General features: G+C 71.7%; 26 protein-coding genes. 11 read left to right on the forward strand and 15 right to left on the reverse strand.

All coding sequences use genetic code 11. The annotated features are described in order from the left end of the window. Positions 1 to 48: 48 nt before the first annotated feature. Together EDF48_RS15415 and EDF48_RS15420 are read right to left on the reverse strand one after the other, a co-directional pair. Positions 49 to 1095: a YdcF family protein gene (locus tag EDF48_RS15415; RefSeq protein ID WP_131881051.1), complete on the reverse strand. Its 1047-nt coding sequence runs from the start codon at positions 1093 to 1095 to the stop codon at positions 49 to 51. A gap of 50 nt (positions 1096 to 1145) precedes the next feature. Continuing rightward, positions 1146 to 1601, reverse strand: a complete 456-nt coding sequence (locus EDF48_RS15420) for a DUF1801 domain-containing protein (protein ID WP_131881053.1) — start codon at positions 1599 to 1601, stop codon at positions 1146 to 1148. Between the two features lie 120 nt (positions 1602 to 1721). Here EDF48_RS15420 and mgrA point away from each other — a divergent pair, with 120 nt between their 5' ends. After that, complete coding sequence (gene mgrA / locus EDF48_RS15425; protein WP_131881056.1) at positions 1722 to 2765, forward strand: L-glyceraldehyde 3-phosphate reductase; 1044 nt, start codon at positions 1722 to 1724, stop codon at positions 2763 to 2765. Between the two features lie 8 nt (positions 2766 to 2773). Here mgrA and EDF48_RS15430 read toward each other — a convergent pair whose 3' ends face one another. Then, positions 2774 to 3820 carry an aldo/keto reductase gene (locus EDF48_RS15430; protein ID WP_123294602.1) on the reverse strand — a complete coding sequence of 349 codons (1047 nt, stop codon included), beginning with the start codon at positions 3818 to 3820 and terminating at the stop codon, positions 2774 to 2776. A gap of 206 nt (positions 3821 to 4026) precedes the next feature. On the opposite strand from EDF48_RS15430, the gene EDF48_RS15435 reads away from it, so the two are divergent. Continuing rightward, positions 4027 to 5292 (forward strand): MFS transporter, encoded by a 1266-nt coding sequence (locus tag EDF48_RS15435; RefSeq protein ID WP_131881058.1) that lies wholly within the window; start codon positions 4027 to 4029, stop codon positions 5290 to 5292. A 3-nt stretch (positions 5293 to 5295) separates the two neighbouring features. Here EDF48_RS15435 and EDF48_RS15440 read toward each other — a convergent pair whose 3' ends face one another. From EDF48_RS15440 to EDF48_RS15470, 7 genes are all read right to left on the reverse strand, one after another. Continuing rightward, positions 5296 to 5643: a monovalent cation/H(+) antiporter subunit G gene (locus EDF48_RS15440; protein WP_243648940.1), complete on the reverse strand. Its 348-nt coding sequence runs from the start codon at positions 5641 to 5643 to the stop codon at positions 5296 to 5298. 5 nt (positions 5644 to 5648) lie between these two features. Continuing rightward, the gene (locus tag EDF48_RS15445) at positions 5649 to 5993 is read right to left on the reverse strand and encodes a sodium:proton antiporter (protein ID WP_131844853.1); all 345 of its coding nucleotides are present in this window, start codon (positions 5991 to 5993) and stop codon (positions 5649 to 5651) included. Further along, the gene (locus tag EDF48_RS15450; RefSeq protein ID WP_123294606.1) at positions 5990 to 6574 is read right to left on the reverse strand and encodes a Na+/H+ antiporter subunit E; all 585 of its coding nucleotides are present in this window, start codon (positions 6572 to 6574) and stop codon (positions 5990 to 5992) included. Before EDF48_RS15450 ends, EDF48_RS15445 begins: the two co-directional genes overlap by 4 nt. After that, positions 6571 to 8262 (reverse strand): Na+/H+ antiporter subunit D, encoded by a 1692-nt coding sequence (locus EDF48_RS15455; protein ID WP_123339137.1) that lies wholly within the window; start codon positions 8260 to 8262, stop codon positions 6571 to 6573. The genes EDF48_RS15450 and EDF48_RS15455 overlap by 4 nt, the downstream gene beginning before the upstream one ends. Beyond that, positions 8259 to 8711: a Na(+)/H(+) antiporter subunit C gene (locus EDF48_RS15460; RefSeq protein WP_111085885.1), complete on the reverse strand. Its 453-nt coding sequence runs from the start codon at positions 8709 to 8711 to the stop codon at positions 8259 to 8261. The genes EDF48_RS15455 and EDF48_RS15460 overlap by 4 nt, the downstream gene beginning before the upstream one ends. Beyond that, the gene (locus EDF48_RS15465) at positions 8708 to 11620 is read right to left on the reverse strand and encodes a Na+/H+ antiporter subunit A (protein WP_131881060.1); all 2913 of its coding nucleotides are present in this window, start codon (positions 11618 to 11620) and stop codon (positions 8708 to 8710) included. The genes EDF48_RS15460 and EDF48_RS15465 overlap by 4 nt, the downstream gene beginning before the upstream one ends. Before the next feature lie 109 nt (positions 11621 to 11729). Beyond that, positions 11730 to 12674 carry a zinc-binding alcohol dehydrogenase family protein gene (locus EDF48_RS15470; protein ID WP_131881062.1) on the reverse strand — a complete coding sequence of 315 codons (945 nt, stop codon included), beginning with the start codon at positions 12672 to 12674 and terminating at the stop codon, positions 11730 to 11732. Positions 12675 to 12755: 81 nt separating this feature from the next. Between EDF48_RS15470 and EDF48_RS15475 the strand changes: the two genes are divergently transcribed. Further along, on the forward strand, positions 12756 to 13163 hold the full coding sequence (locus EDF48_RS15475) for a MarR family transcriptional regulator (RefSeq protein ID WP_111085883.1): 408 nt from the start codon (positions 12756 to 12758) through the stop codon (positions 13161 to 13163). A gap of 4 nt (positions 13164 to 13167) precedes the next feature. On the opposite strand, the gene EDF48_RS15480 is transcribed toward EDF48_RS15475, so the two are convergent. Beyond that, a complete protein-coding gene (locus tag EDF48_RS15480) occupies positions 13168 to 13917 on the reverse strand; it encodes an SDR family NAD(P)-dependent oxidoreductase (protein WP_131881064.1) in 750 nt (249 codons plus the stop codon). 45 nt (positions 13918 to 13962) lie between these two features. On the opposite strand from EDF48_RS15480, the gene EDF48_RS15485 reads away from it, so the two are divergent. The 6 genes from EDF48_RS15485 (at position 13963) to EDF48_RS19570 (ending at position 19104) form a co-directional block, all read left to right on the forward strand. Further along, positions 13963 to 14685 carry an SDR family NAD(P)-dependent oxidoreductase gene (locus tag EDF48_RS15485; protein WP_131881067.1) on the forward strand — a complete coding sequence of 241 codons (723 nt, stop codon included), beginning with the start codon at positions 13963 to 13965 and terminating at the stop codon, positions 14683 to 14685. Next, on the forward strand, positions 14682 to 15341 hold the full coding sequence (locus EDF48_RS15490) for an FCD domain-containing protein (protein WP_131881069.1): 660 nt from the start codon (positions 14682 to 14684) through the stop codon (positions 15339 to 15341). Before EDF48_RS15485 ends, EDF48_RS15490 begins: the two co-directional genes overlap by 4 nt. 66 nt (positions 15342 to 15407) lie before the next feature. Further along, positions 15408 to 16028 (forward strand): VTT domain-containing protein, encoded by a 621-nt coding sequence (locus tag EDF48_RS15495; RefSeq protein WP_165932418.1) that lies wholly within the window; start codon positions 15408 to 15410, stop codon positions 16026 to 16028. A gap of 37 nt (positions 16029 to 16065) precedes the next feature. Then, a complete protein-coding gene (locus EDF48_RS15500; RefSeq protein WP_243692349.1) occupies positions 16066 to 16944 on the forward strand; it encodes an SMP-30/gluconolactonase/LRE family protein in 879 nt (292 codons plus the stop codon). A 7-nt stretch (positions 16945 to 16951) separates the two neighbouring features. Beyond that, entirely contained in the window at positions 16952 to 18103 is a 1152-nt protein-coding gene (gene rlmC, locus EDF48_RS15505; protein ID WP_131881076.1) for a 23S rRNA (uracil(747)-C(5))-methyltransferase RlmC, read from the forward strand. Between the two features lie 302 nt (positions 18104 to 18405). After that, positions 18406 to 19104 carry a transglycosylase family protein gene (locus EDF48_RS19570; protein ID WP_123294616.1) on the forward strand — a complete coding sequence of 233 codons (699 nt, stop codon included), beginning with the start codon at positions 18406 to 18408 and terminating at the stop codon, positions 19102 to 19104. 87 nt (positions 19105 to 19191) lie between these two features. On the opposite strand, the gene EDF48_RS15515 is transcribed toward EDF48_RS19570, so the two are convergent. Together EDF48_RS15515 and EDF48_RS15520 are read right to left on the reverse strand one after the other, a co-directional pair. Next, the gene (locus EDF48_RS15515) at positions 19192 to 20232 is read right to left on the reverse strand and encodes an LCP family protein (RefSeq protein ID WP_131881078.1); all 1041 of its coding nucleotides are present in this window, start codon (positions 20230 to 20232) and stop codon (positions 19192 to 19194) included. Positions 20233 to 20310: 78 nt separating this feature from the next. Then, on the reverse strand, positions 20311 to 20724 hold the full coding sequence (locus EDF48_RS15520; protein ID WP_131844840.1) for a MarR family transcriptional regulator: 414 nt from the start codon (positions 20722 to 20724) through the stop codon (positions 20311 to 20313). 112 nt (positions 20725 to 20836) lie between these two features. On the opposite strand from EDF48_RS15520, the gene EDF48_RS15525 reads away from it, so the two are divergent. Both EDF48_RS15525 and EDF48_RS15530 read left to right on the forward strand, forming a co-directional pair. Continuing rightward, the gene (locus EDF48_RS15525) at positions 20837 to 22957 is read left to right on the forward strand and encodes an efflux RND transporter permease subunit (protein ID WP_131881080.1); all 2121 of its coding nucleotides are present in this window, start codon (positions 20837 to 20839) and stop codon (positions 22955 to 22957) included. Positions 22958 to 22969: 12 nt separating this feature from the next. Further along, entirely contained in the window at positions 22970 to 23620 is a 651-nt protein-coding gene (locus tag EDF48_RS15530; RefSeq protein ID WP_111085873.1) for a GntR family transcriptional regulator, read from the forward strand. A 200-nt stretch (positions 23621 to 23820) separates the two neighbouring features. On the opposite strand, the gene EDF48_RS15535 is transcribed toward EDF48_RS15530, so the two are convergent. Beyond that, positions 23821 to 24597 carry an IclR family transcriptional regulator gene (locus EDF48_RS15535; RefSeq protein WP_131881082.1) on the reverse strand — a complete coding sequence of 259 codons (777 nt, stop codon included), beginning with the start codon at positions 24595 to 24597 and terminating at the stop codon, positions 23821 to 23823. Between the two features lie 29 nt (positions 24598 to 24626). Further along, positions 24627 to 26873 (reverse strand): FAD-dependent oxidoreductase, encoded by a 2247-nt coding sequence (locus EDF48_RS15540; protein ID WP_131881084.1) that lies wholly within the window; start codon positions 26871 to 26873, stop codon positions 24627 to 24629. Between the last annotated feature and the right edge of the window lie 88 nt (positions 26874 to 26961).

Below are 26961 nucleotides of genomic sequence, written 5' to 3' on the forward strand. Positions count from 1 at the left end.
GCCCGTGGCGGGCCCGCCACGGGCCTCCCGTCCGCCCGTCGGTCGCGTCTACCGCTGCTGGAACGACTCCCAGAGCAGGAACGCGGTGAACAGGACGAACGGCGTGCACGCCACCACGTTGAGCCAGCGGTGTTCGACGACCACCGCGACGAATTCGCGCAGGAACGCGCTCGGCACGTAGTACGGCGCCGTCCGCGAACCGACCACCTGCGCCGGCAGGTCGAGCCGGCGGGCCAACGTGGCGGCGCGGAGCACGTGGTAGTTGTTCGTGACCACGACGACCTGACCGTCGCGCCCGGCCTCGGCCTGCACGGCGCGCGAGAACCGCAGGTTCTCGCGGGTGTTGCGGGACTCGGTCTCGGGCCGGACGTCGTCGGGGTCCGCGCCGTTCGCCAGCAGGTACTCCGCCATCGCGGTGCCCTCGGCGCGCGGTTCGTCGTCGCCCTGCCCGCCGGAGGGGATCAGCAGCGGCCGACGCCCGGCGGCCCGTTCGGCGCGGTACACGACGAGTGCGCGGTCGAGGCGGCTGCGGAGCAGGGGCGGCACCTCACCGCGGATCAGTCCGGAACCGAGGACGACGATCGCGTCCGGCACGGTGCCGTGACGCATCCGGCCGTAGACGACGGAGTACACCGCGAACGCGACGAGGGACACGGCGAAGTACCCGCACACGAACACCATCAGCACCGCGACCGCGATCCGGGTGCCGTCCCAGAGCGTGAACCCCTCGCCGCTCGCGGACACGAACAGCGCGATCGCCACCGCCGGCAGCACGAACACGAGCACCCCCGCGACCAACGACAGGGTGTTGCCGAGACTGCGCCCCTCGGAGCGGAGCATCTGGAACCCGTTCGCGATGAGGGCCACACCGAGGACGACCACCGCGAGCGGGACGAGCAGCAGCACGGTGCCGACGACCAGGCTGAACCCGGGGACCACGAGCGTCAGCGCGGTCACAGCCGTCGCGAGCGCGAAGAACGCGGCCGCCGTCAGGAAGACGCCGTTCCGGAGCATCCGCGGGTCGCGCCGGCTGCTGACGACGTACAGCAGCAGGAACACCAGCGCGAAGAGGGCGGGCGCGCCCACAGCGGTCATCGGTCGGCCGAACGGAGCGCGGTCATGCGCTCACGGTACCGGCCGCGGGGTCAGGCGACCGCGCGGCGGATCAGGTCGGCGACGGTCGCCTCGTCCGCCTCGGAGAACTCCGGCGTGATCGCCCACGACGTCGGCCAGAACGTCCCGTCGTCGACCGCGGCAGAGTCCTGGAACCCGAGCGTCGCGTAGCGGGCCTTGAACTTCGCGGCGTCCTGGAAGAAGAACGCCGCCTTGCCGTCCTGGTAGTACGCGGGCATGCCGTACCAGAGCTTCGGCGCGAGGTCGGGCGCGACCTCGAGCGCGATCCGGTGGATGCGTTCCGCGAGCCCGCGGTCCGGCTGGGGCATCTCGGCGATCTTCGCCTCGACGGCGGCGGCGTCCGCTGCCGCCTTCTCCGCCTTGGTGCCCTTCGTGCCGCGGGTGCGTTTGACCTCGGCGGCGTGCTCCTGCATCGCCGCGCGTTCCTCGTCGGTGAAGGTGCCCTCGGTCTTCGTCGTCCGTGCCATGGTGGTGCCCTTCCGTGTCGGTGCGTCGATCATGCACCCGATCGCGCTCGTCGCGCTCGTCGCGCTCGTCCGATGGCGCTGGTTGCGCCCGTCCGATGGCGCTGGTGGCAGGCTCGGACCATGACCTACATCGCCAGCGACGACCGCTACGACTCGATGACGTACCGCCGCACCGGCCGCTCGGGCCTCGACCTGCCGCTGCTCTCCCTGGGGTACTGGCACAACTTCGGTGACGACGTGCCGTTCGAGACGCAGCGCGCGATCAGCCGTCGGGCCTTCGACCTCGGCATCACGCACCACGACCTCGCGAACAACTACGGCCCGCCCTACGGTGCGGCCGAGGTGAACTTCGGGCGCCTGATGCGTGAGGACTTCCGGCCTTACCGCGACGAGATGGTCGTGTCGACCAAGGCCGGGTGGGACATGTGGCCGGGTCCGTACGGCCAGGGCGGCGGTTCGCGGAAGTACGTGCTCGCCTCGCTCGACCAGTCCCTGCAGCGGACGGGCCTGGACTACGTCGACGTCTTCTACTCGCACCGACTCGACGCCTCGACCCCGCTCGAGGAGACGATGGGCGCGCTGCACACGGCGGTCCAGCAGGGCAAGGCGCTGTACGTCGGCATCTCGTCGTACGACGCGGAACGCAGCCGCCAGGCCGCCGCGATCCTGCGCGACCTCGGTACCCCGCTCCTCATCCACCAGCCGTCGTACTCGATGCTCAACCGCTGGATCGAGACCGAGGGGCTGCTCGACGCTGCCGGCGAGCTGGGCTTCGGCGTGATCGGGTTCACCGCGCTCGCCCAGGGCCTGCTCACCGGCAAGTACCTGGACGGGGTGCCGTCTGATTCCCGAGCCGCCGCCGGCAAGTCGCTCGACGCGTCGAGCATCACCCCGGAGGTCGTCGGGCACCTCCGGGCACTGAACGACGTCGCCGCGGCTCGTGGACAGTCCCTGGCGCAGCTCGCCCTGGCCTGGGCGCTCCGTGACGAGCGGGTGACCTCGCTCGTGATCGGGGCGTCGAAGGTGTCGCAGCTCGAGGACAACGTCGCGACGCTGGCGAACACGTCGTTCACCGACGAGGAGCTCCGCACCATCGACGAGCACTCCGTCGGCATCACCGACGTCGACCTGTGGGCGGGAGCGCGTGCCGGCGAGGTCTCCTGACCGCGGACCTACGAGCGGTTCGGTCCGGCGCCCACCGGGGTGCGACCGCGGAGTCGTTCGCGGCTGAGCGCCGGCAGCGCGAACCCGGTGTCCCGTTCGAGCACGTGGGTGCCCGGCGCGACGATCGCGTCGATCGCGTCGAGCAGCCCGTCGTCGAGGACGATCTCGGACGCCTGCACGTAGGCGTCGACGTGCGACACGGTGCGCGGCCCGATCACCACCGAGGACACGTCCGGGTGGGTCAGGGCGAAGGCGACCGCGAGCTCCGACACCGTGAAGCCGGAGTCGTCGGCCAGGCGTCCGAGCCGGTCGGCGACCTCGAGCTTCCGACGGTTCCGCGGGGCGCCGATGTCGTACGCGTCCGGGTGCTCGTCGACGTGCGGTGAGCGTGGTTGGACGGTGCCGTTGCGGTAGGTGCCCGCGAGCCAGCCGCCCGCGAGGGGTGCTCCGGCCAGGACCCCGAGACCGAAACGACGGGCGACCGGGAACACCGTGCGCTCCGCCGTGCGGGTGAGGATCGAGTAGGGCACGTGCGTCGCGGTGGCGCTCTTCGACCCGGACCGGAGCCACTGCGCCTCGACGAGCTCCTCGGCCGGGAACCCGGGGAGGCCGAACGCGCGGATCTTGCCCTGTGCGACCAGGTCGGCGAGGGCGTCGAGCGTCTCGTCGAGCGACGTCGCCGGGTCCGGCAGCGCCGGCTGGTACAGGTCGATGACGTCGGTGCCGAGTCGCTGCAGGCTCCGCTCCACGGCACGGAACATCCACCGCCGCCCGTTGCCCCGGTGCGCCGGGTCCTGGTCGACCGGGGCGCCGAACCGCACCGACAGGAACACGTCCTCGCGCCGTCCGGCGATCGCCGCGCCCACCGCGGTCTCGGCCAGGCCCGCGCCGTCGGCGTCCGAGACGTCGACCGACGTCACGCCGCGGGTGAGCGCCTCGAGCACGAGGGTCACACCGGCCGACGGGTCGTGGGCCGCGACGCCGGCGACGGCACGCGTCCCCAGCGTCAGCGAGCTGACGGGCGCCCCCGTGCGCCCCATGCGTCGCTGTTCCATGCGCGCCACGATATGGGCCGTGCGGGCCGCAGGACGGTCCGGTGACGAAGCATTACCCCTGGCCCCGACCGGAACGGTTGGTACGATGGGCGCAGTTCTGAAACACGCAGTGTGTATCTACCGGCCGCCGGCTCCCCGGCGGACAACGGCGGCACCCGATGGGTCCGCCCCCACCGAACCGGGCCGGGCCGAGAAGGCACACCCCCATGCTCCACACCAGTCCCACCCCGTCTGCGCCCGCCCCGGAGCGCACGGACACCGCGACCGCCGGAGACGCCTCGCTCGTCTCCCTCGCCGGACGCTGGTACTTCCCGGTGGCGTTCATCGCCCGCCTGCCGTTCGCCATGATGGTCGTCGGGGTCCTCACCCTCGTCGTGGCCGCGCGTGACTCCGTCGCCCTCGGTGGCGTCAACTCCGCCTCGGTCGGCATCGGTGCCGCGGTGTTCGGACCGATGGTCGGCGCCGCCGCGGACCGGTTCGGCCAGCGTGCCGTGCTCGTCCCCGTCGGCCTCGTCAACGCCGCGCTGCTCGGCGCGTTCCCCTTCGTCGTCAGCGGCAGCGCGCCGGACCTCGCCGTGCTCGCGATGGCGTTCTGCATTGGTGCGTCCGCGCCCCAGGTCGCGCCGATGTCCCGGACCCGGCTCGTCGCCATCATCGCGCAGCGCATGAGACCGGCCCGCCGCGAGAAGACCCTCAGCGGCACGATGGCGTACGAGTCCGCCGCCGACGAGACCGTCTTCATCATCGGCCCGTTCCTGGTCGGCATCCTCGCCAGCGCGATCGCCCCCTGGGTCGCGGTCGCCGGCGCCTCGGCCCTGACCTTCGTGTTCGTGACCGCCTTCGCGCTGCACCCCACCGGCAAGCTCGTGCTCGGGCAGCACGAGGAACTGACCCAGGCCCCGGCGCGCCAGCTCCTGCGTCCGCGGCTCGTCGTCGTGGTCGTCGGGATCCTCGGCATCGGCCTGTTCTTCGGCTCGACGCTGACGTCGCTGACGGCGTTCATGGAGACCCACGGCGAGGCGTCCCAGGCCGGCCTGCTCTACGGCCTGATGGGCATCGGTTCGGCCGGACTCGCCCTCGGGTCCGCAGCGTTCCCGCGGTCGTTCGGCCTCGGCTGGCGCTGGCTCGTGTTCGGTGTCGTCCTGCTCGGCGGCGCGATCGCGTTCTCGCAGGCCGACTCCGTCGTGGCGGTCGGCATCGTCCTGGCGATCATGGGCGTCGGCATCGGTCCGACCCTCGTCGCCCAGTACAGCCTCGGTTCGGACCGTTCACCGGTCGGCCGGTCCGCGACCACGATGACGATCCTCGGATCCGCCGTGATCGTCGGGCAGTCGATCGCGTCCGCCATCACCGGCGACCTGGCGGAGCAGCACGGCACGTCCGTCGCGATGGTGCTCCCCGCGGCCTCGGCAGCGGTCGTCGTGCTGGCGGCCGTCGTCAACCTGCTGCTGCGGCGCCGTACCGCTGCCTGACGATCAGGACTCGGTGTCGTCGACCAGCAGGTCCTCGTGCCGGTAGTCGTCGGCACGCAGCCCGGCGCGGGCGATCATGTGCGTCGAGACGGGCACCAGGAACAGCTGGAACACCATGATGGGCAGGACGACCCAGAACGCCGTCCAGGTCCCCACCGCGACGACGATCGCGGCCAGCCCGAACGCCAGCCCGAGCACCTGCGGCTTCGCCATGGCGTGCAGGCGGACGAGCGGGTCCGGGAAGCGCACGATGCCGACCCCGGCGCCGAGGGACAGCAGCGAACCGATCAGCAGGAGGGCGAGCGCGATCCACGCCCGCACGCCGGCGCCGTCGAGGAACGCCTGGATCATCTCGGTCACGACTGCTCCTCTTCTTCGGCGGCGTGCTCGGGGGTGGTGACGCTCAGGCCCTCGTCCGACGGGTCCGACGACGGCGTGACCGCTCGGGCCACGGCGACGGTCGCGAACACGCTCGTCGCCGCGATCACCACGAGCACGGGGATCCCGGTCAGGTCACGCCGGACCACCATCGACGCCGCGATCACCACGAGCACGGTCGTCAGGACCATGTCCGATCCGATCATCCGGTCGAGGATCGTCGGGCCGCGCACGATCCGGAACACCGCGAGCGCGAGGGTGGCGCCGAGCAGGGCCAGGACCAGGGCGATGCCGATCCCCATGACGACGACGGCGGCGCTCATCGGGTGACCTCCGGCAGCGGTTCGGACAGTTCGGAGACGTCCTGCTTCGAACCGAGGGCACGGATGACCATGGCCTCGATGCCGAGGGCCTCACGACGGGCGGCCTCGACCTGCTCGACCCGCTCGGTGTCGAGCACGTGCAGCAGCAGGCGCCGGCGGCGGAGGTCGACGTCGGCGACGTACGAGCCGGGCACCAGCGAGATCGCGAGGGTCGCCAGCGTGAAGGTCATCTCGGCGGTGGAGTGCAGCTGCACGAGCGTGATGGAGCTGCGGCGGACACCCCGCGGGCGGAACGCGACCCAGGCGACCCGGAACGACGCCGTGATGACGAGTCCGGACCACACCACGAGGAACCGGACGGCGTGCACGATCGAGAACCGGGCCGACAGCGGGACCGGCGGGAGCGGCAGCGCCTGGGTGACCAGGAGCGCCACCACGATGCCGCAGAGCAGGGTCAGTGGTGTCCACGAGCCCCAGAGCAGGGCCCACAGGACGGTCAGTCCGGCGACGAGCGGCACGTCGTACCGCCACGCCACCGCGATGCGGCGGGCGTTCGCGACGTGTCGGGTGTCGGTGTTCACCGGTCACCCCCGAGGACGGCCTGCACGTACCGGTCGGGCGACTCGAGCGACTCCGCTGCGCGGCTCGCGTACCCGTAGAGCGGGCCCGCGACCACGGTGAGGGCGACGGATCCGAGGACCGCGACCGTCGTCACACCGACGAGCATGCGCGGCAGCCGGACCTTGGTCGGCGCTTCGCCGACCGTCTCGGTCGACCCGGTGGTCGGACGGGAGGCACTGCTCGCGTGGGGTGCGTCGGTGACCGTCACCGAGCCTCCTGGGTGGAAGGCCTCACCCGTCTCCTCGGAGACGGTCAAGGGGGCGGGTTCCGGCGACCGCAGGGCTGCGTGCGGTTCGGCGGTCGTCGCGTGCGGCGCCGCGGCCTCGGCCGCGGGCTTCGGCCGCCAGAAGGCGGCGTCCCACACGCGCATCAGCGCGTACAGCGTGAGGAGCGACGTGACCACGCCGGCGGCGATCGTGACGTACGCCAACGGGGAGCCGTCCTCGGCGGCGGCGCGGAACAGCCCGAGCTTGCCGATGAAGCCGGAGAACGGCGGGATGCCGCCCAGGTTGAACGCCGGGATCAGGTACAGCGCGGCCAGCAGCGGCGCGGCCTTCAACAACCCGCCGAGTGACCGGGTCGACGTGGTCCCCCCGACGCGTTCCATCAGGCCGGACACCAGGAACAACGTGGTCTGCACGACGATGTGGTGCACCGTGTAGAACACCGCGGCCGCCGTCCCCGCGACCGTCCCGAGCCCGACACCCATCACCATGAAGCCGATGTGGCTGATGAGCGTGAAGGACAGCAGGCGCTTGACGTCGGTCTGGGACACCGCACCGAGCACCCCGACGACCATCGTCAACACCGCCACCACGAGCAGCACGTTGTTCAACTGCGGCCCGGGGAAGATCACCGTCTCGAGGCGGATGATCGCGTAGATGCCGACCTTCGTCAGCAGACCGGCGAAGACGGCCGTGACCGGGGCCGGGGCGGTCGGGTACGAGTCCGGCAGCCAGAACGCCAGCGGGAAGACCGCCGCCTTGATGCCGAAGCCGATGAGCAGCATCGTGTGCAGGAGCAGCTGCACGTGCTCGGGCAGATCGGCGACGCGCTCGCTGATCTGGGCGATGTTGACCGTGCCGGTCGCGCCGTACACCAGGCCGATCGCGGCGAGGAAGATCGCCGACGCGATCAGGCTCGTGACGATGTACGTGGTGCCGGCCCTGACCCGCTGCTCGCTGCCGCCCAGGGTGATGAGCACGTAGCTCGCCACGAGCAGCATCTCGAACGCCACGTACAGGTTGAACAGGTCGCCGGCGATGAACGAGTCGAGCACGCCCGCGGCCAGCACGAGGTAGGTCGGGTAGAAGATCGTGACCGGAGCTTCACCGTCGTCGGCTGCGAGCCCCTGGCCGATCGAGAACAGCAGGACGATGAGCAGCACGCTGGCGCTCACCGTGAGGAGCAGGGCGCTCAGGCGGTCGACCACCAGCGAGATGCCGTACGGGGCGTCCCACCCGCCGACCTGCACGACGATGGTGCCGTGGTGGTCGACGAGCACCATGAGGGTCGCGGCGACGGCGAGTGCGACGACGAGCACCACGACGGTGATCGCTCGCTGCAGCTTCTGGTGCCGCAGGAGGCCGAGTGCGACGGCTGCGCCGAGCAGCGGGACGAGGACGAGGAGCGGGACGAGCCAGGTCATCGGTTCACTCCGTCCTGGTGCGGTTGGTGTTCGTGTGGATCGTCGGCGTCCTCGGGGGACTTCGGGTCGAAGTCGGCTTCCGGGTCGTCGTCGGGGTCGTCGCGCGTGCGGCCGATGGCGACGTCCGCTTCGTCGACCTCGACCTCGTCGGCACGGGACAGCTGCCACGAGCGGTGGATGAGGGCGAGCAGGAATGCGCTGACGGCGAAGGTGATGACGATCGCGGTCAGGGCGAAGGCCTGGGGGAGCGGGTCGGTGATGCCCTCGGAGGACTTGCCGATCGGCGGGTTGCCGGCGGCGCCGGACATCACCAGCAGGAGCAGGTTCAGGGCGTTGCCGAGCAGCAGGAAGCCGAGCAGCATCCGGGTCAGGGACCGTTCGAGCAGCAGGTAGACGCCGCAGGAGAACAGCACGGCCATCGCGATCACGAGGACGAGGGTGACGGTCATGTGGCGCTCCCTTCCGGGGTGGGTGCCTCGAGGGTGTCGCGGACGGACCCCTCGGTGGTGTCGCGGGTGGGCGCCCCGGCATCCTCGAGGCGCTGCCGGTCCACCTCGGCGCCGAGGCTGCGGAGGACGTCGAGCACCAGGCCGACGACGACCAGGTACACGCCGATGTCGAAGAACGTCGCGGTGACGAACTCGACGTGGCCGAGGATCGGGACGGTCGCCTCGAAGAACTCGGAGTACAGCGCTTCGCGGCCGAAGAACAGCGGCACGATCGCGGTGATCGCTGCCGTCGCGACACCGAGTCCGAGCAGTCGACCGGCACGGACCGGGGCGGCGGCGCCGAGTTCGGCCGGGCCGCCCGCCAGGTACCGGGCCGCCAGGGCGATGCCGGCGACGAGGCCACCGGCGAAGCCGCCGCCGGCCGCGTTGTGCCCGGCGAACAGCAGGTAGACCGACAGGACGATGAGCCCGTGGAACAGCAGTCGGACCACGACGTCGAGGAGTGCCGAGCGGCCGGTCGGGATGGCGGCGCTCGTCGGCAGCCAGGCGCGCGGCTCACCGTCGGTGCGCTGGCCGTCGGCCGTCAGCTTCTCCGGCAGGTCACGGAGCCGGGGCAGCGTGTCCTCGCGGGAGTTCACGAAGATGAGGCTCGCGACGCCCGTGGCCGCGGCGACGACGACGGTGAGCTCACCGAGGGTGTCCCAGCCGCGCAGGTCGACGAGGGCGACGTTCACGACGTTGAGGCCGTGCCCGAACGAGCTCGTGAGCGCGGGCAGGTCCGGCCAGATCGGGTCGGCGGTGCGTGCCGAGGCGGCGACGATGACGACGATCGCCAGCGTGAGGCCGGCGAGCCCCGCGAAGAGCGCACGAACGATGCGGAACCGGCTCGGGTTCGTCGTCGCGATGCGCGGGGGGAGCCGCCGGAGCACCAGGACGAACGCGATGAGGGTGACGGTCTCGACCACGAGCTGCGTGAGGGCGAGGTCGACCGCACCGTGCAGGACGAACAGGACGGACATGCCGTAGCCGGTCACGCCCACCAGGACGGCGGCGGCGAACCGGGTCTTCGCGGTGAGGACGGCGACGGCGCCGACGGACATCACGATGACGACCGGGATCTGCCCCCACGAGTCGGAGAACCGGACGTGGAACTCCCACGGCCCGCCGAGCACGAGGTTCGCGAGCGCACCCGCCACGAACACCGACAGGATCACCGTCAGGTAGTAGGGGAGCGAACCCCGCTGCACACCGGCGGTCAGGCCCGTCGCGAACCGGTCGAGGCCGCGCATGAGGTGCCGGTAGGTGCCCGAGGCACTCGGGAACCCGGCGAGCTGGTGCTGCAGCGCCTCGACCGGACGTCGGAGGGCGAACAGTGCGAGACCGCCGACCAGGGTGACGGCCGAGATGCCGAGCGCCGGTTCGAGGCCGTGCCAGAGCGCGAGGTGGGGGACTTCCTCGCCGGGGAGCGAGGCCGCCGTCGCGGCGGGCTCGATGCCGTGCGCGACGACCGGGGTCAGCAGGCCGAGGGCGAGACCGGTCAGCGCCAGGATCGACGGCACCACACCCAGGCCGTGCAGGGCGTGCGGTTCCGTCTGGGCGACGTCGGGCTTGCGGGCGAACGCTCCCCAGAAGAAGCGGAGTGAGTACGCCACGGTGAGCACCGAGCCGAGCGTCACGCCGACGAGGGCGAACCAGGCCCAGCCGGCGTCGGGACCGTGCAGCGACTCGGTGAACCCGGTCAGCACGGCTTCCTTCGCGACGAAGCCGATCGTCGGCGGGATGCCGGCCATCGACACGAGCGCGAGGGCGGCCACGACGGCCAGCCACGGTGCCTTCCGGCCGAGGCCGCTCAGGCGCCCGAGGTCGCGGGTGCCGGTGGTGTGGTCGATCGCACCGACCACCAGGAAGAGCGTGGACTTGAACGCGGCGTGCGCCACGAGCAGGGCGACCCCGCCGAGCGCCACCGCGGGCGCGCCCCACCCGGCGGCGAGCACGAGGAACCCGAGCTGCGCGACGGTGCCGTAGGCGAGCAGGAGCTTGAGGTCGGTCTGGCGGAGCGCCCGGTAGCCACCGATGAGCATGCCGAGGACACCGAGCACGGTGATCGTCTCGCGCCAGCCGTCGAGCAGTGCGAACGCCGGAGCGAGCCGGGCCACGAGGTAGATGCCGGCCTTCACCATCGCTGCGGCGTGCAGGTACGCGCTGACCGGGGTCGGAGCTGCCATGGCCGCGGGCAACCAGAAGTGGAACGGCACGATCGCCGACTTCGTCAGCGCGCCGAGCAGGACGAGGACCACCGAGACGGTGACGATCGGTCCGGTCGGCGGGGCGGCGATGATGCCGGAGAGCGAGGTCGTGCCCGCCGTGACCGACAGCATGACCAGACCGGCGAGCATCGCCAGACCGCCGGCGGTGGTGACGACGAGGGCCTGCATCGCGGCCGCACGGCTCGCACGCTTGTCGGCGTCGTGTCCGATGAGCAGGTAGGAGAAGACCGTGGTGGCTTCCCACAGGACGAAGAGCACGATGACGTCGTCGGCGAGGACGAGCCCGAACATCGACCCGGCGAACGCGGTCAGCACGCCCGCGAACCGGCCGATCCCCGGTTCGTCGCGCCCGAAGTACGAGGCGCAGTAGACGAGCACGAGGGCCCCGACGATCGACACCACGAGCGCGAGCACCCACGACAGGGCGTCCATCCGCAGCGTGATCTCGAGGTCGAGCTGCGGGACCCACCGGTGCCGTTCGACGACGCTGCCGTGCAGGGCCGCGTCCGTCTGCAGCACCGTCAGCACGGCGGCGGCTGCGGGCGCGAGGGCGGCCACGTAAAACACGCGGCGGCCGAGGACGGGGGTCAGGGCGGGGACGATCAGGGCGACGATCGCGAACGCGACGAGGACGAGGACCATCGGGCACCTCCTCGGGGTCGGGCTGCAGTCCGGCTCACTGGGCCCTCACAGCCTACGAAGAGTGGGATGTGGAGAACCTGTGCGACCGGACAGCCTGCTCGCGCTCGGTTCACACTGTGAACACCACTCTGCCCGTGCTCCCGGCGGGCTGTCCGGCCCACGTCGCCTCGACGTCCGCCAACCGCACGGCCGTCGCGTCCACCCGGACGGTGCCGTCCGCGATCGCACCGACGATGCCCGGGAGCTCGGCGACGAACCCGGCGCGACCGACCGAGCCCTGCCCGCTGCCGACGATCGTCAGGCCCGAGGCGCGCAGTGCCGCGGACGGGATCGTCGCCTCGTGGCCCGCGGTGGAACCGATCGCGATCCAGTCGAGTCGGCGGCCCGGGTCGGTGCGGGCGGTGACGACGGCGCGCATCACGTCGGCCGCGGGATGGCCCCAGACGTAGTCGATGACCACGTCGACGTCGGCTGCCGCTGCGCCGAGGGCGTCGACGTCGGTCAGCGGCAGCACGACGTCTGCGCCGAGGGCGGTGAGCGCCGCCAGCCGCTCCGGGTTGCGCCCGCTCGCGACGACGTGTGCGGCACCGAGGTGCTTCGCCACCTGCACCGCTGCGGTGCCCGAGGCCCCGGTCGCGCCGAGCACGAGGACGCGGTTGCCCGGGGCGAAGTCGATCCGCCGGCGCAGGGCCACCCACGACGACAGCACCGGGTTCACGCCGGCGGCCACGGTGACCGGGTCGGCACCGTCGGGCAGGACGACGCTCGCCCGCGGGTCGACCGCGACGCGCTCGGCCATGGTGCCGCGGGTGTCGCTCGCGACGGCGAAGTAGCGGAGCGTGCCGTCGGGGAACCGGGCGACGCCGTCGACGCCGGGGACCAGGGGGAGCGCGCCCTCGCTGGTGTAGTGCGAACCGTCGGCCTGCGAGCGGACCCGCGGGTGGAGACCGGCCGCGACGACGTCGACGACGACCTCGCCGGGTCCGGGAGTCGGTTCGTCGAACTCCTGCCAGGTCGGGGCGTGGCCGAACTCGGTGACGACTGCTGCGTGCATGGTGTCCTCCATTTGCTTCGTGTTACGAACAAAGTAGTTCGCATCACGAAGTTCGTCAACTAGGCTGGAGTGGTGCAGGAGATGACCGAGGACGAGCAGCTCGTCGATGCCCTGGGCGAGGCCGCGTTCCGGACGATGGGGCCGCTGACCGGGCTCGCGGCCGATGCCGGGCTGTCGCTGACGCAGCTGCGGGTCCTCGCGATCCTGCGTGACCGTCGTCTGCGGATCGGTGACCTGGCGCAGTACCTGGGGCTCGAGAAGTCGACGATGACCGGGTTGGTGGCGCGCGCGGAGAAGAAGGGGTTGCTCGCGCGGCAGCCGAACGCGGACGACGCCCGCGCGGTGGACGTCGTGATCACCGACGCCGGTCTCGAGGTGGCGCGCTCGCTCGAGGGCGCGATCCGCGATGCACTGCTGCCGCTCACCGCCCGGTTGCCGGAGCGGGACCGGCGGCAGCTGCGCGCACTCCTGGAGCGGATGCTGCGCTGAACCCTCAGCGGCCGTGCGCGCGTGCCGGGATCTGTGTCGCGAGCTTGCCGCCGGAGACGTCGAGCAGGGTGCCGGTGACGTAGCCCGAGGCGTCGCTCGCCATGAAGACGAGCAGGTCGGCGACGTCGTCCGCGGTCTCCCACCGGCGCAGCGACAGGGTGTCGAGCAGGCGGTCCTGGGCCTCGGCCGGCATGGTCGCGAACCCGTTCATCGCCGTCGGGACCATGCCCGGCGCGTACGCGTTGACGGTGATGCCCCACGGGCCGAGCTCCGACGCCAGCACCCGGGTGAACGAGACGACCGCGGCCTTGGACGCCGCGTAGGCAGCGCTGCCGACACTCGGGACGATCGCGGCGAACGAGGCGGCGTTGATGATCCGCCCCCGCCCCGCGGCCTGCATCACCGGCGCGACGGCCTGGCTCATCAGGAAGGTGCCGCCGAGGTTGACGTCCATGCACCGGCGCCAGGCGTCCCACTGCAGTTCGGCGACGGTGCCGTCGACGTTGATGCCGGCGTTGTTCACGAGCACGTCGATCGTGCCGTGCCGGGTGACGACCTCGTCGACGGCGGCCCGGACCGAATCCGGGTCGGCGACGTTGCACACGACGTGGTCGAGCGGGAAGTCGGGTTCGAAGGCCAGGTCGAGGGCGACCACGCGGCACCTCTCGGCGACGAAGCGATCGGCGAGCGTGCGTCCGATCCCGCGTGCTGCGCCGGTCACGACCACCACACGGTCGGTCAGGTCGAGGTGCATCGTCGCTCCTGTCGTCGGTTGCTGCAATAGGCATACTATTGCAGCATGGCGAAGCAACGGGTGCTCTGGGTCACCGGCGGCGGCAGCGGCATGGGCGCCGCGAGTGCCGAGGCCGCTGCGCGCGACGGGTGGACGGTGGTCCTGAGCGGGCGGCGCGTGGACCGGCTCGAGCAGGTCGCGGCGACGATCACGGCCTCCGGCGGCACGGCGGCGGTCCTGCCCCTCGACGCTGCCGATCCCGCTGCCGTCGCGTCTGCGCGGGACACCGTGCTCGAGCGGTTCGGACGACTCGACGCGGTCGTGCTCGCCGCCGGGCTGAACGCGCCGCGGCGCCGGTGGGACGACCAGTCGTTGCCGGACTTCCGCGCGATCGTGGACACGAACCTCACCGCGGTGGTCGCGGTCGTCGACGCCGCACTGCCTGCGCTCCGCGAGTCCGGCGGCGTGGTCGTCGTGGTGTCGTCCTACGCCGGGTGGTCCTTCCAGCCCGGCGCCGGCGTCGCGTACTCCGCCTCGAAGACCGCGCTCGGTTCGGTCGTCCGGAGCCTCAACCAGCAGGAGGCAGACCACGGGGTCCGGGCGACGCACCTGTGCCCCGGTGACGTCGCGACCGACTTCCTCGACCAGCGGCCGTCGGTGCCCGACGCCGCCGCACGATCGGCGATGCTGCAGCCGGAGGACATCGCCCGCGCGGTGTCGTTCGTGCTCGAGGCGCCGTCGTACATGCGCGTCGACGAACTCGTGGTCAGCCCGGTGTCCCAGCGGTGACCAGCACGTTCGACCGCGTCCTCGACCAGATCGGTGCCGACGTCGTCTCCGGCGCCATCGCCGTGGGCAGCCGCCGGAGCATCGACGACCTGGTGGCGTCGACCGGGGCCAGTCGCAGCATCGTCCGCGAGGCCGTCCGCGTCCTCGTCGCCCTCGGCCTGGTCACCGCGCGGCGCCGGGTCGGCGTGACCGTCCTCGGCGTGCTGGAGTGGGACGTCCTGGATCCGCGGGTCGTGCGGTGGCGGCTCCGGGGCCCGGACGGTGACCGCGTGGCGGTCGAGCTCCGCGAACTCCGCGCGGCGGTCGAACCCGCCGCAGCCGCCGCAGCAGCCCGGCGGGCGCCCCTCGACGAGTGCGCGGACCGACGGGAGGCGCTCCGCACCACCGCGGACGAGCTCGCGGCCGCAGCGGCCCGCGACGACCGCCTCGACTTCGTGGCCGCCGACGTGCGGCTCCACGCGCTCGTGCTCGACCTGTCCGACAACACGCTGTACCGACGCCTGCACCGCGTCGTGGGCCAGGTGCTGCGCGAACGCGGGAGCATCCGCCCGGACCGGCACGACGTCGGCCTCCACCTCGCGCTCGCCGGTGCCGTCGTCGACGGCCACCCGGACGACGCGGCCGCGGCGATGCGGGCGATCGTCGAGCGCACGTGAGCGGTGCCCCGCCGACCTGGGAAGATGGAGTCCGGTGCGCTCCTCCGGCGCCCGTGGAGGGTGAGCGTGGACGCAGCACAGGACCTGGTCGTCCAGCTCATCGGCACCCCGTGGACGTTCGTCGTGGTCGGCCTCGTGCTCGCCGTCGGCAGTGTCGCGGTCTTCCTCCCCAGCCAGGCGCTCGTCGTCGCGGTCGGCACGCTCCTGGTGGGCGGTGACGGCGGCCTCCTGCCGGTCCTCGTCCTCGTCGTCGCGGCCTCGATCGGCATGGTCCTCGGCGACCTCGGGCTGTACCACCTGGCGCGCTCGGTCGACCTCGGCTCGAGGTCGTGGTTCGCGCGTCCGAAGGTCCGCAAGGCCCGGGACGCCATCGACGGCCGCTACCGTGCCGCTCCCGGGCGCATCGCGGTCCTCGGGCGCTTCATCCCGATGGGCCGGCTGACGACGAACCTGGTCGGCGCGGACAGCGGGCTCGACGTTCGGCGGTTCCTGGTCAGCTGCGTGCTCGCCGACGTCGTGTGGGCCGCGTACTGCGTCGGCATCGCGGCGGCCACCGGGCGCTGGAGCCGGGAGCAGCCCTTCCTCGTCACGACCCTCGCGGTCGTGGCGTCGATCCTGCTCGGCCTCGCGATCACGGCGGTCGAGAAGGCCGTGCGACGACGCAGCGAGGCGGCGGCTGCGGCCTGACGAACGTAGGGTGGGGACACCGTTCGAAGGAGAACCCGTGCTGCTCGACGACCTCGTACCGGACCCTGACGCGCTCGAGCGCATCGCCACCGGCAGCACGTGGGCCGAAGGACCCTGCTGGATCCCGGCGTCCCGTACCCTGCGCTGGTCGGACATCCCCGGCGACCGTGTCCTGCAGTGGCACGCCGACTCCGGCGAGACCTCCACGTACGCCGAGGGCGTCGAGTTCACCAACGGCCGGACGCTCGACCGCGACGGCAGGGTCGTCCAGTGCTCGCACGGACTCCGGCGGGTGGAGCGCGACCGCGACGGCGTCGTCACGCCGATCGTCGACGCCTGGGCCGGCGTGCGGTTCAACTCGCCGAACGACGTCGTCGTCGCGCGGGACGGCAGCGTGTGGTTCACCGACCCGGCCTACGGCATCACCCAGCCGCGCGAAGGCCACCCCGGCGTGCGCGAGTACGGCGACCACTGGACGTTCCGCTGCGGACCGTCCGGTGAGGACCTGCGCCCCGTCGCGACCGACGTCGACGAGCCGAACGGACTCGCCTTCGACCCGTCCGAGCAGGTCCTCTACATCGCGAGCTCGTCGGGGGACGAACCGGTCATCCGCGCCTACGACCGCGTCGGTGACGGCGGCGACCTGCTCAAGAACGGCCGGGTGTTCGCGCGACTCGAGCCGGGCGAGGGCGCACCGGACGGCATCCGGGTCGACGTGCACGGCAACGTGTGGTCGTCGTCGCACCGCGGCGTCGTCGTGTTCGACCCCTCCGGCGAGCGGATCGGCGAGGTGGCCGTCCCCGAGGTGACATCGAACCTGTGCTTCGGCGGCGACGACGGCACGACGCTGTTCCTGACGGCGACGACGTCGGTCTACCGGATCGCCACGACGACGCGGGACGCTGCCGTATCCTGACTCGGCCATGCAGTGCGACTACTTCGACCGTGGGGTGTGCCGGTCCTGCACGCTCATGGGGCAGCCCTACGCTGACCAAGTCCTCGACAAGGAGCTCCGCACCCGCGAACTCCTGCACGACGCCGTCGAGGCGGCTGGCGGCCCCGGAGCCGTCACGTGGTCACCGGCGATCACGAGCCCCGAGTCCGGGTACCGGAACAAGGCGAAGATGGTGGTCGGCGGCTCGACGGAGCACCCGACCGTCGGCATCCTCGACCACCGGCAGCGCGGCGTCGACCTGCGGCACTGCGGGATCTGCACGCCCGGCATCCGACACGCGCTGCCCCTGCTCGCCGACTTCGTCCAGACCGCGGGGTTGATCCCGTACGACGTCGCTGCCCGACGCGGCGAGCTGAAGTACGTCCTGGTCACCGAGTCGCCCGACGGCGAACTGATGGTGCGGTTCGTCCTGCGGTCCGAGGGGCAGGTGGCTCGGATCCGGCATTACCTCGATGTGCTGCGCGACGCCCTGCCGAACGTGGTGGTCGTCACGGTGAACCTGCTTCCCGAGCACAAGGCCGTGACCGAGGGTGACCGGGAGATCGTCCTCACCGAGCAGGAGACGCTGCCGATGCGCCTGGGCGGGATCACGATGCACCTGCGGCCGCAGAGCTTCTTCCAGACCAACACCGCCGTCGCCACCGAGCTGTACGCGCAGGCCTCGGCGTGGATCGACGAGCTCGACCCGGCGTCGATGTGGGACCTGTACTGCGGCGTGGGCGGGTTCGCCCTGCACGCTGCGCGACCGGGCCGAGCGGTGACGGGCATCGAGACCAGTGCCGAGGCGATCCGTTCGGCGAAGCAGTCCGCGCGCGAGGCCGGGCTCGAGGGGCTCCGGTTCGCCGCCGACGACGCCACCGAGCACGCACTCCGCGCCCGACCCGACACGGTGCCCGAGCTCGTCCTGGTGAACCCGCCACGACGCGGGATCGGCGAGGCGCTGTCGACCTGGCTCGAGGAGTCCGACGTGCAGCACGTCGTCTACTCGAGCTGCAACCCGGTGACCCTGGCGAAGGACCTCGCGCGCATGCCCTCGTTCCGGCTGCGCCGCGCTCGTGTGCTCGACATGTTCCCCCAGACCGGCCATCTCGAGGCCGTCACGCTGCTGTCGCGGGCGTGATCCGGGCCTCCTGGCCGGCATTGCCAGGGAATTGCCAAGGTGACGTACCCGGGTACGGGTCGATGACCATGGCCATGGGCATCGAGGCGTACAGGTTCGAGTGCGGGGTACATAGCACCAACGGGTAGAACCGTTTGTCTCGGTTTGATAACGGTGAAGAGTTTCCTATGGTTGCCGACCGAGGTGCCGCCGGCCCGATGACCACTGCCCCCGGTGGCGCACCCCACAACTGACCGCGATCGGTCGGGGTGGGCAGTGGATTCCGCGTTCGAAGCGGCTCGTGACCCCGGTGGAGCAATCACATGAAGAAGCTTTCCCGTACCCGCACCATCGTCGGCGGCCTCGCGTTCGCCGGCATCGCCGCGACCGGTGTCGGCCTCGCGGCAACCCCCGCGAACGCTGCGTCCGGCTCGACCTGGGACGCCCTCGCGCAGTGCGAGTCCGGCGGCAACTGGGCCATCAACACCGGCAACGGCTACTACGGCGGCCTGCAGTTCAACCTCGGCACCTGGCAGGCGAACGGTGGTGTCGGCAGCCCTGCCGGCGCGAGCCGCGAGGCCCAGATCGCCGTCGCCGAGCGTGTCCTCGCCACGCAGGGCTGGGGCGCCTGGCCCGCCTGCTCGGCCCAGCTCGGGCTGAGCGGCACGAGCGGTGCCGCACCGGCCGCCGCTGCTCCGGCTCCGGCAGCCCCCGCTGCTCCGGCCCCGACGCAGCAGGCCGCACCGGCCCCCGCTGCCCCGGAGCAGGCCGCACCGAGCACCCCGGCTCCTGCGCCGGCGCCGGCGCAGGAGGCCGCCCCGGCAGCCACCACGCCGAGCAAGCCCGCCGCCGTGAAGACGAGCGGCAAGACGTACACGATCGCCTCGGGCGACACGCTCGACACCATCGCCACCAAGCTCAAGATCGACGGTGGCTGGAACAAGCTGTGGGCCGCGAACACGTCGACCATTGACGACGCGAACCTCATCTACTCGGGCCAGGAGCTGCAGCTCCCCGCCTGATCGTTCCACCGGACGAACACGTCGACGCCCCGCGACCTCGGTCGCGGGGCGTCGTCGTGCGTGACCGGTGGTGGGAGCCTGCGGGCGCTACTGCCGGTTGTCGGCCAGCCAACCGGCGACGTCGTCGGACCGCAGCGCCTGTGACAGCGAGCCGACCGCCAGGTCGTTGAGCGTGACGTAGGACTGCCCGTCCGGCGAGGTTCCGGACCCCGCAGTCGGCACCGTGAACGTCTTGAGGTCGTCGGTCCGGACGTCGCGCAGCGACCATCCGAGGCCGACGAGGGTCGGGAAGGTCAGTCCGGCATCGACCGCCAGGTGCTCGCTCGTCGCGGTCACGAAGTCCTGGATACGCCCGGGGTTCGTGATCGTGCCGCGGGAGAGCAGCCCGCCGACGACCCCGCGCATGAACGCCTGCTGGTTCAGCACGCGGGTGTGGTCCGCGTCGGCGAACGAGTACCGCTCGCGCACGAACGCGAGTGCGGCGTCGCCGTCGAGCCGGTTCGCGCCGGCGACGAACTCGTGCTTGCCTGCGGCGAACGCCTGCCCGGAGTCGACCGTGACACCGCCGAGGGCGTCGGTCATGTCCTTGAACCCGGTGAAGTCGATCTCGGCGACGTGGTCGATGCGGACGTCGAGCAGCTGCTCGACGGTCTGCACGGTGAGCGGGACGCCGCCCCACGCGTACGCGGCGTTGATCTTGGCGCTCCCGTGACCCGGCACGTCGACCCACGAGTCACGCATGATCGACATCAGGTACACGGCCTGCCGGTCGGCCGGGACGTGCGCGAGCATCAGGGTGTCCGAACGGCCACCGGCCTCGGATGGCTTGCCGTCCGGTCCGCGTGCAGCTCGTGAGTCGGACCCGATGAGCAGGATGTTCTCGCCGCCGGACGCAGCGGGTCGGGTCCCGCTCGGGAACGGGTTCGCGATCGTGTCGTGGCGGGCGTCGAAGCTGCGCGCCAGGCCGCCGACGAAGATGCTCGCGACGACGGCGATCACGGTGGCGATGCCGACCAGCGAGCCGACCGTCGCGAGCAGTGCGACGAGGAGCGGGCGTCGGCGCCGCGGGTGGCGTCCGCTTCTGGTGGCGGTGTCGGCGGCCAGGCGGGCCGCCCGTCGTTCGGACATGCGGGACTCCAACGGGTTCGCGTCGGCGTGCCACCGACCGACCCATCGTACCGCATCTGGTATTTCAGGTACAGCGTGTCAGTTGTTCGGTTGCCGTGACTTCCCGAGCAGTTCCGTGAGTGCCGTCCGCAGTGCCGGGTCGTCCGGCAGGACCTCGCGCTCGATGTGTCGAGCGGTCTCCCACGCTCGGCGTCCGTGATCGGTCACGGTCACGAGGCGCCGGCGTCGGTCGTCGGGGTGCGGGGTGCGCTCGACCAGGCCGTCCCGCTCCATGCGCTCGAGGGTCCGTGACATCGTCTGCGGTTGCACCCGTGCCGTGCGGGCGATCGTGTCGGCACCGGTGGGGCCCGTGCGGATCAGGATGTCGACCGCGATGAGGGCTGCGTGCGGCAGCCCGATGGCGCGGAGGCGTTCATCCCAGTCCCGCTCGACCGAGCGTGCCGCGGCCGACAACAGCCGGCCGAGGGGCCACTGCTCGGTCGTGTCGTCCATGGGCGCAGTCTACGGTCGCCAGCTGTCGCGGTCGGCGTCGCAGTCGGCGTCGCAACCGGCGTCGCAGCCGTCTAGTAATCAGCATGCTGACGATCGGTGTACGCTCACCGTCGTGTCCCGCTTTCTCCGCATCGTCCTCCCCGCGCTCGTCATCGTGGTCTGGCTCGCGATCGCCTCCGTCGGCGGTCCGTACTTCGGCAAGATCTCCGAGGTGTCGACGAACGACCAGACCTCGTTCCTGCCGGCGTCGGCCGACGCCACGAAGGTGCAGGAGCGCTCGTCGGAGTTCCGGCAGGAGTCGGGCGCACCCGCGATCATCGTGCTCGAGCGCGACGGCGGCATGTCGTCCTCCGACCTGAGCGCGGCGAAGGACCTCGCGACCCAGCTCGGTGACCGCGACGACGTCGAAGCCGTCAGCCCGGTGATCCCGAGCGAGGACGGCGACGCGGTCGAGATCGTCGCGACCCTCACCACGGCAGCCGACACCGGTGACGCGGTCGAGGCGATCCGCGCCGACGTCGACGACGCCCTGCCCAGCGGCGTCAGCGGGTACGTCACCGGACCGGCCGGGTTCACCGCCGACCTGACCGAGGCGTTCGCCGGCATCGACGGCCTGCTGCTCGGGGTGGCGCTCGCCGCGGTCTTCGTGATCCTGATCATCGTCTACCGGTCACCGCTGCTGCCGATCCTCGTGCTCGGCACCGCGACGTTCGCCCTGTGCGCCTCGATCCTCGTGGTGTGGTGGCTCGCCAAGGCCGACATCGTCACCGTCAACGGCCAGGTGCAGGGGATCCTGTCGATCCTGGTGATCGGCGCCGCGACGGACTACGCCCTGCTCTACACGGCGCGCTTCCGCGAGGCGCTGCGCGACCACCGCACCGGCTGGGGTGCGACGAAGGCGGCCCTGCGGGGGAGTCTCGAGCCGATCCTGGCCTCGGGCGGCACCGTCATCGTGGGCGTGCTCTGCCTGCTGCTCTCCGACCTCAACTCGAACAAGGCGCTCGGTCCCGTCGCCGCGATCGGCATCGCGTTCAGCCTGCTCGCCGCCCTGTCGCTGCTGCCCGCCCTGCTGCTCGCGTTCCGTCGCGCCGCGTTCTGGCCGCTCCGTCCCGCGTACGGCAGCGCCCACCCGGTGCTCACCGGTCCGGACGCGCGCGGCATCTGGGCTCGCGTCGGTCGGCTCGTCGCCAAGCGTTCCCGGGTGGTGTGGATCGTCTGCACGGTCGGGCTGCTCGCGATGGGCACGGGCCTGGTCGGGCTCAAGGCCGACGGGGTACCGCAGAGCGACCTGGTCATCGGGGCCTCGCAGGCACGCGACGGGCAGGACGTCCTGGCCGACCACTTCCCCGGTGGCTCCGGCAGCCCGGCGCAGGTCATCGGGTCGGAACGCGACCTCGACGCACTCGTCGACGCCGTCACGGGGGTCGACGGCGTCGACGGGGTCGTCGCCGCCGCGAAGGACGCCCCGTCCGGCACGGTGCCCGTGACGGGCGACTCGCCCTCGAACGGCGCCGCCACTCCGACGGTGTCGCGCGGCGACGTGCTGCTCGAGGCCACGTTGACCGACCCGGCCGACTCGGACGCCGCCGAAGAGACTGTCCGCGACCTCCGCACCGCCGTCGAACAGGTCGATCCCGGCGCGATCGTCGGCGGCGTCACCGCGACGGCCGTCGACACGAACGACACCGGGATCCGCGACCGCACGCTGATCATCCCCGTGGTGCTGGTCGTGATCCTGCTCATCCTGATGCTCCTGCTCCGCAGCGTCGTCGCCCCGCTCGTGCTCATCGGCAGCGTGATCGTGTCGTTCGCCGCCGCACTCGGCGTCGGAGCGCTCGTGTTCGACCACGTGTTCCACTTCCCCGGTGCGGACCCGAGCGTGCCGCTGTACTCGTTCGTGTTCCTCGTCGCGCTCGGGGTGGACTACAACATCTTCCTCATGACGCGGGTGCGGGAAGAGGCGCTGCGGCACGGTCCGCACGAGGGGGTCCTGCGCGGACTCGGGGTCACCGGCGGGGTGATCACCTCGGCGGGGGTGGTGCTCGCGGCGACGTTCGCGGCCCTCGGCGTCATCCCGATCCTGTTCCTCGTGCAGATCGCGTTCGTCGTGGCGTTCGGCGTCCTGCTCGACACGATCGTCGTCCGTTCGCTGCTCGTGCCGGCGATCGCGTACGACCTCGGTCGGCGCGCCTGGTGGCCGTCGCGCCTCTCGCGCGCGAACCATCACATGTGACACGCTGGGTGCATGCCAGTTCCTTCGACGCAGCCCGCCGCCGAGCGCAAACTCCTCCGTGACACCGTGCAGGACAAGATCCGCGACGCGATCATGGACGGCACGCTGGAGCCCGGCGAGCGACTCAACGACGACGACCTGATCGCGTGGCTCGGCGTCTCCCGCACCCCGATCCGCGAGGCGCTCGCGGAACTCGCCCGCGCCGGCCTGATCGAGATGGCACCGAACCGCTACACCCGCGTGGCGGCCCCGACGAAGGACGAGCTCCTCGACGCCTACCGCACGCTCGGCGTCATCTACGGGGGCGTCGTGCGCCTCGCGGTGCCCAACTTCACCGAGCCGCAGCGCAAGAAGATCGTGAAGATGCTCGACGACGTCATCGCGCGGGTCGGCGCCGACGAGCAGGACCAGGTCGCCCGCAACGGCGCCGACATCTACTCGCAGTGGGCGGACGCCTGCGGCAACCCGTCGCTCGTGCAGCTCTGCCGGTCGACCACCGACGGACTGTCCTTCAAGCTCCGGGTCCCCGAACTCGCCGAGCTGATCCCGGCCGCGGTGATCCTGCCCGAACTCGAGAACCTCAAGGCTGCCGTCCTGGCGAAGGACCCGATCGCGGCAGAGCTCGCGATGGAGGCCATCCACCTGCTGCCGTCGCGCGCGTAGCGCCCCGTCGCCCAGCGCGACCAGGAGGCGGACGGGAGGCCCGTGGCGACGCCGCCACGGGCCTCCCGTCCGCCGTCACGCGCGTCTCGGGCGCGAAAGCGACAGATGTCCGCGAACATTCCGCGGCAGACTGTCGCTTTCGCGGGAATCCCGGCGGGCGCCGGGCGGCGGGCAGCGCGTCTCGCGCCGCGACCAGCGCGTCAGTGCGCGACGGCGCTGATCATCCCGAGGCCGACGCTGATGCGGTCGGCGACCTCGATGAGGTCCTCGGCGAGGGAGTCCAGGTCGCGGTCACGCAGCTGCGTCAGGCGCCCCGAGATCGACAGCGCCGCCGCGATCCGCCCCGAGGCGTTGCGGATCGGTGCCGCGATGCAGAACCGGCCGAGCGCGAGCTCCTGGTTCTCCTCGCACCAACCGCGCTTCGCCGAGGCGGCGAGGTCGGCCGTCAGGGCGTCGTGCGTCGCGATCGTGTGGTCGGTGTACCGGGCCAGGTCGTCCCCCAGCAGCGAGCGTCGCTCGTCCGGCGACAGGTCGAGCATCAGCGCCTTGCCGAGTGCGGACGCGTGCATCGGCTGCCGCATCCCGATCATCGTGTGCGACTTCGGCGCGAGCGACCCCTCGAAGTGGCAGAGGTAGATGCACGACGCGGCGTCCTGCACGCCGACGTTGGCGGTCAGGCCGACGCGGTGCGCGAGTTCCTGCGCCGCCGAGCGGCTCTCGCGGTGCACCGGGTTGTGGTTGAGCCCCTGGCTGGCGAGCTCGAGCACGGCCCGACCGACCGAGTACGCCTGGGTCTCCGGGTCGCGTCGGACGTACTCGAGCGACTCGAGCGTCGCCAGGAGCCGCCCGGTGGTCGAGGTCCCCAGCCCGATCGTCCGCGCGATGTCGGAGGCGCGCACCGCGCCGTCGGACGCGCCGAGCGCACCGAGGACCGCTGCGGCTCGCTCGATGCTCTGGTTCGGAGGGGTGGTCGCCATCCCCTCATTCTGGCCCGTCCCGGCGCGCGTCAGGAGATCTTCACGGCGCTCGCGGTGACGAACGGGGACCCGTTCGTCGCGGTCACGACGACCCGCAGGGCGGCCGTGCGCACCGGATCGACGTCGTGGACGCGATGGCGGTGTCGGTTCGCGTCGACCGCGGCGAGCGTCCGCCAGGTCCCGTCGACGCACGCCTCGATCCGGTAGTCGCGGGCGAGTGTGGGCACGGCGTCCCAGGGGGTGCGGTGGTGGTGCAGGTTGATGAGGTCGGCGTCGACGTCGTCGTTCCAGACGATGCGCACCTGGCGGACGTCGACGGGCTCCGCCCAGTCGAGCGAGAGCACGGCTGCGCCGGCACCCGCGTCGGACGACCACATGTGCGGTCCGCCGAACGGGCGCTGGTGGCCGTCGCTGACCCGGGAGGCCCGCCACGCGTCCGTCTCGCCGGCTGCGGTGAACGCGAACGCGTGTCCGCGCAGTGCGCGCGCCTCCCAGTCCGTCACGGGCTGTCCGGACTCCTCGGGGATGTGGTCGTCGAACTGCTCGTCGTCGGCGGCGCGGGCGCGCAGGGCCATCACGCCGTAGGGGTGGCCGTCGGTCAGGACCAGTCGGACGCCGGGCTGCCGACGGACCACGACGACCGCGTTGCACGGTGCGTCCGGGTGGAAGTCCAGGTCGACCACTGCTTCGCCCGGTCCGGCGGCGACGTGTGCGGAGTGCGTGCGGACGTGGTCGATCGGGGCGTAGTTCTGGGGCTTGCCGGTGGTCCAGAGCTCGATGGTGAGGTCGGTTTCGTCGTCCGCCTCGGTGCGGAGCCGGAACTCGCCGAGCGCGGGGTCGGCGGGCAGGAGGATCGCGACGTCGCGGTCCAGGTCGAAGCGGTCGGCGGTCGCGAACGGCGTCGTGTCGATCGTGGTCATCTCGCTGCTCGCGCTGATGCGGGCGGTGCGGGCGAGGTCGGCGGGGTCGTCGGCGCGGACCCCGATGACCGGTGCGTCCTCGCGCAGCAGCGTCTGCTGCAGCAGGGCGATCTGCTCGGTGCCGAGGGACCGTGGCGTCGTGCCGTGCCGGGCGACCAGGTGCGCGGCGGTGCCGGCTGCCTGCCCCTGGGCTGCGCAGGTGGCCATCACCCGGGTGGACCCGAACGCGACGTGCGACGCGGAGATGTCGCGGCCGGCGAACAGCAGGTTCGACACGTTGGCCGAGTACAGCGACCGGAACGGGATGTCGTAGGTGCCGTCGGTGTACCGCTGCTGGGCGCCGGCGGTCTCGGCGTAGACGCCCTCGACGGGGTGCAGGTCGATCGACCAACCGCCGAACGCCACGGTGTCGGGGAACGAACGCTGCTCGAGCAGGTCCTGCTGCGTCAGGGTGTGGTCGCCGACGAACCGGCGGTACTCGCGCTTGCCGGGGATCGCGCCCACCCAGTCGAGCGTCAGGGTGTCCGCGTCGAACGCCCCCGAGTTCTTGATGTGGTCCCAGATGCCGTAGACGACACCCCAGAGCTCGTCGCGGATGCGTTCGTTCTCGGTGACGGTGTCGAGTTCGCCGCCCCACTCGATCCACCAGTAGTTGCAGCCGTTGTCGCCGGTCCGGATCGCCCGGTTCGCCAGGATCGGCGTCGTGCCGAGGTCCTTCGCGATCGACGGCGGCACGAACTTCTCGGGGCGGCCGGTGTCGTGCGTGGAGAAGAAGATCGAACTGCCGAGCAGTTCGTCGTCGGCCGTTTCCGGCGCCCACTCCTCTCCGTGCTCGTCGCGGCCCTCGCGCCCGATGCGGTACTCGGCGCCGGCGAGAGCCCCGACGAGGCCGTCGCCCGTGCAGTCGAGGAACACCGGTGCGGTGAACGTCGTCTCGATCTCGGACCCCATGGTCCACCCCGTGACGGCGGTGATGCGTGGTGCGCCGCTGTCGTCGTCCGTCGTCTGCACCGTCCGCACGTCGGTGTTGAGGTGCAGGTGCACGTTCGGCTCGGCCCGGACCAGGTCGAGCACCACCTGGTCCCAGTAGACCGCGTTGCCCTGCGGGTTCCGGTACTGGTTCTCGAGGAAGAGCTCGCCCATGATCCCGGTCTCGCGGGCGAACCGCTGCGTGCCGTGCGCCGTCGCGCCGACCACCCACACCCGGATCTCGCTCGAGGCGTTGCCGCCGAGGACCGGCCGGTTGGTGACGAGGGCGACGCTCGAGCCGAGGCGGGCGGCGGCGACGGCCGCGCTGACACCGGCGAGACCGCCGCCGACGACCACGACGTCGTGGTGCTGTTCACGGGATTGCATGGTCGGAACGGTATCACTCGGTGGCGTGTCTTTCCCACTGTGTGGCAATGTGTGCCCGGCGAGTGCTATCGTCAACGAATTCTCGACA

Origin of the sequence: Curtobacterium sp. PhB191, from assembly GCF_004346515.1 — a bacterium.
In the GTDB taxonomy this organism is placed as follows: domain Bacteria; phylum Actinomycetota; class Actinomycetes; order Actinomycetales; family Microbacteriaceae; genus Curtobacterium.